This window comes from Lachnoclostridium sp. (genome assembly GCF_031997925.1).
GTDB lineage: Bacteria > Bacillota > Clostridia > Lachnospirales > Lachnospiraceae > Lachnoclostridium.
In genome coordinates this window covers 26610-32629 of the sequence record NZ_DAMADT010000038.1, presented here as the reverse complement: position 1 = coordinate 32629, position 6020 = coordinate 26610, and the positions used below count along the sequence as shown (strand labels likewise).

The 6020-nt window shown below is 35.4% G+C and carries 4 protein-coding genes and 2 tRNA genes; 1 reads left to right on the top strand and 5 read right to left on the bottom strand.

The genetic code is table 11. From position 1 onward, the window contains the following. A partial coding sequence (locus RTP52_RS18000; RefSeq protein WP_312372775.1) for a hypothetical protein occupies positions 1 to 361 on the top strand: 361 nt, incomplete at its 5' end. A 614-nt stretch (positions 362 to 975) separates the two neighbouring features. Here RTP52_RS18000 and RTP52_RS17995 read toward each other — a convergent pair. From RTP52_RS17995 to RTP52_RS17975, 5 genes are all read right to left on the bottom strand, one after another. Beyond that, positions 976 to 1047 (bottom strand) — tRNA-Glu (locus RTP52_RS17995). Positions 1048 to 1115: 68 nt separating this feature from the next. Then, positions 1116 to 1187 (bottom strand) — tRNA-Glu (locus tag RTP52_RS17990). Between the two features lie 506 nt (positions 1188 to 1693). Beyond that, positions 1694 to 3607 carry a DUF5054 domain-containing protein gene (locus RTP52_RS17985; protein WP_312372774.1) on the bottom strand — a complete coding sequence of 638 codons (1914 nt, stop codon included), beginning with the start codon at positions 3605 to 3607 and terminating at the stop codon, positions 1694 to 1696. A gap of 125 nt (positions 3608 to 3732) precedes the next feature. Then, positions 3733 to 4563 (bottom strand): MBL fold metallo-hydrolase, encoded by an 831-nt coding sequence (locus RTP52_RS17980; RefSeq protein WP_312372773.1) that lies wholly within the window; start codon positions 4561 to 4563, stop codon positions 3733 to 3735. After that, complete coding sequence (locus RTP52_RS17975; protein ID WP_312372772.1) at positions 4560 to 5867, bottom strand: MFS transporter; 1308 nt, start codon at positions 5865 to 5867, stop codon at positions 4560 to 4562. Before RTP52_RS17975 ends, RTP52_RS17980 begins: the two co-directional genes overlap by 4 nt. Positions 5868 to 6020 lie beyond the last annotated feature (153 nt).

Here is a 6020-nt window from a genome sequence, read left to right as displayed (position 1 = left end):
TCAGCCAGTAAATAAATTTCATGATAATATAACCATCAAAGGATGCAAATTTTTTGGAGATAAAGAAAATAATACAGGATGTGCAATTCATCTTACTGCGATGAACAACGTAACTATAGAAGATTGTTATTCTGAATATTTTGCTAGATTTGTTTTAATAAACAATAATACTTACAGTTACGATAAAAGTGGAGCGCAAGTTAATGCTATGAATACCAAAGATGGAATTTGTTCTAATGTAATAGTGAGAAATAATATGATAAAGCCACTTAATACATATAAGGCAAACAATGTTTATTATCATACAAGGACTGGTATTAATCACATACAAATAAATGAGTACAACAATAAAATTATTTAATAATTTAGGACAGTTGAGACCATTAAAAGTTCTCTTCTGTCCTATTTTATTACTCTTATTAATTTGTTTTTATTAATCCCAATGCTCGTCCACAGATAGACCGTTTGATAACATCTTCTGGTATATTGATTCTTTATCTTCTTCTTTCTTCTGAAGATACAACTCTTCAAGTTGTGATTGTAAATCTTTTAATTCTAAAGACTTATGATGAATGAATGACTTTACTTCCTCTATTTATTCTACCGTGGTTTACTTTTAGCTCTTGCCATATCAGCACTCCCTTAAGATATATTGAGGATTTAAAACTTCATTTGGTGAAATACCATTGTTAAACTAATTTACTACCCTTGTTAATTTATTTTACTACCCTTGCTTAGTCAGATTTATACCCTTGTTTTTAGCTATTTGCTTACTACCCTTATTCACTACCCTTATTCACTACCCTTGTTTACTACCCTTATCTAAGACCGCGAAAGGCTTTAAAGGCTTTTAAAGGCTTTTAAAGACCTTGAAACACCGTAAAACAATAATTATGTGTAAAAACAAAAAACCCTAAATACCTGAAATCACTGGATTCCAAGCATTTTAGGGTTTTTTAAGTTCAATATTAATAGCAGCTCGTAGGGGAATCGAACCCCTGTTTCCGCCGTGAGAGGGCGGCGTCTTAACCGCTTGACCAACGAGCCATACAACATTTGTATTATACTATATACTTAATTAAAAATCAATTAGTTTTTTTAACTTTTTGATTTAACAGCTCGTAGGGGAATCGAACCCCTGTTTCCGCCGTGAGAGGGCGGCGTCTTAACCGCTTGACCAACGAGCCTTGTTACATTTAATATAATACTACAGGAAAAAAGAAAATGCAAGTTCTTTTTTTGAATTTTTTGATTTTTTTTAATTTTTTGAACATTATCATGTCGTAATATACAATTTACCTTTTATGAATAACGTTATTTCTGATGTATAACCACTTGGCAGGAAATATACTCATAGACTTCGAATCCCATTAGCGTAGAAAGTCTTTTCAAAGAACGCTCAGATTGAAGAGAGTAGTATCTGCTCGTAAGCACAAACTACTCTCTTTTATCAATTTCACAAATTATTGAATTATCTTTCATCTAGTTATTGAATTATCTTCATCTAGTCATTGAATTATCTTCATCTAGTCATTGAATTATCTTCATCTAGTCATTTTCCCCTGTCATTGAAAAGAATCACAAAATTATTATCTACGGAATACAAGAGAAAACATAGAAAGTAACTAATCCATATCATTTTTACAAATTCAAATACTCACTATTTATTATGCATTATTTTAATGTCGTATTTTTATAAGTTTATAATGAAACGAAACCTTGCATCATCTTCATACCACATCGGGAAGTTCGTGCCCCAAACATTATTAAATAGATTAAAGTAAACCCCATCGGTTACTATTGGTGTCTCATTATTAAAATTTAATAGAGATGGTTTACCTATGTTGACCAATGCTGTGTCTAATGTGGTTATTTCAATATCGCCAAACTCAACGCCTTTATCGACTGCATGCATATGTTTATTTCCATTCTCAACTATTTCAAGCGGTGATATCCATTGACCCATTTTGTGTATGCTGGTTAATTTTTCATTTGGATTAAAACCTAACCATAATCCTTCTGCAATTCGATTCGCTTTTTTACCAAACCAAGCAAAATCAAACTCCACTGTGTTCTCATGAAAAGTAATATGCATCATCAACTTTTCTGCGCCACCATATAACTCAACTGCTACTGGTGGCATTTTCATTTCAATTAGAAGCATATTGTTTTTTGTGAATACCTTAGCTAATTTCGGCACAAAACTTTGATATTCCTCGATTGCCTTTTCCTCCCCTATCTTATCAAAATCTTCAAGGGCCCACCATTCTGTACTAATTACATATTGTTTATTGTAACGAAGATATTCATTACGTGAAAACACTTCATAAATAAAAGAACCTAACAAATGGTTACTGTCAGCAATCACCCTACCGTTTTTCACCATCTTATCAATAGCGCCATTCTCATTTACTGAAATACAATAACCTTGAAGCAGAATATCTTGATACGAAGTGCATTCTATATACCCCTCAAAGCTCGTATCTGACCATTTATATTGTTGTATTGCCTGTTCTGCAATAAGTCGTGAATCGCCTGATAAGCTATCTATTGCGCTGTTAATATAGCCTCTTTGTTCTTCCCATGATTGTTCCATTTTTTGAAACTTAGCTGTACTGCGTATGCTTTCAAATTCAGCTCTTTTAAAGTAATTGTGTTCACCAAGGATAAATCCATCGTCCGTTTTTTCCCCCAGGTGAATCTTTTCATCCAATCCCCAAGTATGCTCAGGAATCAGCAATATATTATCGTATATCTTATGCATCTCTTTTTCTGGCAAGGAATCTTTCAATCTTAATAGTGCTCTATATTGACTAATCTTTTTAGGATCTGTTCCTACTCCATGTATCCATGTATCTCCAATTTCCGAAGAAATAACCGGTAACTTTTCTTTTAGTGCCACTTGAGCAACATCTTCTAAAGTACCCGCTTCTATTTTCGCACCAGGATACTTCTCGTGCAACTCTGCATAAATTTCATTTATTTGATCTATCGATTGTGGTCCTTGATTATCTCCTGTATGAGCGAAATAAACCGATACTCCACTTTCCCCTATCGCTGTTAACTCGCCATAACTATCATTGTACATCACAACAATTTCTTCTCCTGTTTGACTTAACCACCTAAATAATTTAGGTACATTAGGCCTTGTAGATGCAGAATTTACACCAATATGTAAAAATTTAATTCCTGCTTGTGCCATATAAGGTATGATCGCCTTTGTGTGTCCTGGAACGTCTGTCATCTTTGCCGCAACTGTTTGTACACCAAATTCTGCATCTAATTTTTTAGATATACTTAATCCATACTGAAAAAGTTCCGGGCTCATCAGCTCAGTATGTGTAGTAAATGGTAAACCATGCCATCTAACATCTCCGCTATTGATAGCGTCGATTAGCAAGTTCTTATCATTACTATCTTTCAAATACCTCTCAAGTATCCATGAACCTACTGTCCAAATAAATCGTTCTTCCTTCCCATGTAACTCTTTCGCTAGTTTTATGGCATTTGGTATGTACAAGTTAATATAATCATCAATGATTTTTTGTGAAAAATCTGTAAATCCCACATCTAAGTGAGTTTTGAATAATACAATAATCTTCTTCATTTTTAGCCTCCATGCTGCGACTGTTTTTTAGGAGCAGCTTATGGCTCAAGTTTGTCGCAGCACAAACTTGGTGAGTGAAAGATTAAAAATCTTTCACTCTTCCTCCTACTATATTCGGTGCCAACTTAAGCTTCGATTACCAACCCATCATATGCTACAAGAAATCCATATGGCTTCACCATCTCTTCCAATTCACTATGGGAAAGTTGCCCATTATGAGAAAAATGGTTCACTACCACTTTCGTCGTTTCGTCTACACATCCAATCTCCTTAAATCGCTCATATGCTCGAATATTTTCTGCTATTCCCATATGACCGGTTCCACCTGAAAAATTACCCATGGTACTGTCAAGGCTGATTAAATCTAGATGAATACCTTTTAAATAAGCCCATACTTCCTCTGGGTAGAATCCGGAGTCATTTCCATAAAATATACGTATCCCACCCTTTTCTATTAGATAAATCAAGCATCGCTCATTTTCTTTATGTATTGCTGGAAGTGGTGTAACCTGATACCCCTCTTTTGTAGTAAATGACTTCATAGGTTCGACTTTCTGAAACGATACCGCTTCTGAGATGTCAGGGCAGTCATTTTCTTCTGCAAGAGCAATCTCATATAAGCGTTTCACATTGCTGTTCCCATATATGGTCAAACAGCCATTTTGCTCATGGGCATATGGACTTCCCCGTAAAATTAGTTCCAACGGATAAAAATGGTCTTGGTGGGAGTGCGTAACAAGAAGACTTTCGATATCCCCAAGGTAAAACTGATATGTTATAGCGTGCCAATACGCATCCGGTGGGAAGTCAATGAGTAACTTTCCATCAATCAATGCCTGGGATCTAGTCCTTATATCCTTTCCTCCAAGCTTTGTAGCTCTTTTGCAAGCTTCACACTTGCAGAACACCGCTGGCCATCCTTCTGCTGCTGCAGTTCCTAGATATTGAATTTTCATTTCTCATTCCTCTCCTCTTTATTATTTGTTACTTTTGAAATTTTACTTACCTCTAATTTTTTCACTGCCATGAAACAGATCGCTGACGCTATCACAGTCATGACCAGCCATGTAATTATGGTAACCTCCCAACCTCTATATTTTACAATAAGTCCAATAGCAAAAGTAGAGATTGCAGTTCCTATGTATGCCATGGCATTTAAAAATCCAGAAACGCTAGAAACTCTTCCATCTTTTTCGAATCTCAGTGGATAAACACTAATCGATAATGTATTAACTGCCATCATGGATGATGTGATTATTGCAAGAAGTGCTACTGTTAGGATAACGGAAACCCTGCCAAAGACTAGAAGTAGGATAAGTGAGGCTAGCGACCCAACAAAGAATACCATGTTGGATTTTGCAATATTCTCTTTCATTCTCCTGTATATAGCCCATCCTACATAAGCACCAGCTAAATTTACAATCGGAAGTACAGTCGTAATCAGTATAGAAAAAGATGGTGCTAGCCCAAAACTTGAACTGATATAAGTTGGTACCCACGCCGTGACACCATCCTTTAATACTCCATGTATAATAATCGGAATCATAATAAATAGAATTTCCGAGCAAAAAAGGATTGTCTTAAAATCAGTCCTTTGCCCCGCCTGTTTTTTTATTTGCTCCTTATCTACTCTAGTTTCATCACCCTTTGCTTCTAAATTCCTATTTGAAAATGTTAGGACGGACTGAAATCCAAACCAAAATACAATCGCTACAAGAAAAAGCAGGATTGATGCCACAAAAAAAACAAATTTCCAATGGAGTCTAGCAATCAATATCGCTGACAGAAGATAAGAAAGTAAGGTTCCTACTACACCGGAAGACGAAATGTTTACACTGCAGTTTATCTTATTATTTTCGTTTAACATCTCCGCAAATATTCGGATAATTGGCGCCCAAATCATGGATTGAAAATAACCATTTATCCCCCAGATTAGTGCCATAACCAAAAAGCCTCCCGCTAGTCCCATGCAGGCATTGGCAACCGCGGACACACCTATTCCAATTAGAATCATCTTTTTAGGATCAATCCTATCGCCTAGGAAACCATTCACCATCTGACCAATACCATAGGCAAAAAAATATAACATACTAATAAACCCTGCCTGTGAAGAATCCAAGACATTTTCTTTTATCATGACCGTCATGGCTGCGGAATAATTCAATCGACCAAGATAAGAAGTACAATACACTAGCCAACACAGAAAAAATAGCCTTTTGACATAAACCGGTGAATCAATTTTATTTAAACGGTATTCCATAGATTATTCCTTTCCAAAATTAAGCGGCTCCTTTGTAAAAGTCTCCAAAGTCCAAATATTATCTTTATTATCCATTGTTATCCCCCCAAACTTCTGTATACTAAAAATAGCTACGAAATCTTAATTTTATGTATTAACAATTCATAGGAGGTA

Excerpts from the sequence above, each read along its gene's own strand:
- RTP52_RS17985 (WP_312372774.1), bottom strand. The coding sequence starts at position 3,607 with ATGAAGAAGATTATTGTATTATTCAAAACTCACTTAGATGTGGGATTT.
- RTP52_RS17980 (WP_312372773.1), bottom strand. The coding sequence starts at position 4,563 with ATGAAAATTCAATATCTAGGAACTGCAGCAGCAGAAGGATGGCCAGCG.
- RTP52_RS17975 (WP_312372772.1), bottom strand. The coding sequence starts at position 5,867 with ATGGAATACCGTTTAAATAAAATTGATTCACCGGTTTATGTCAAAAGG.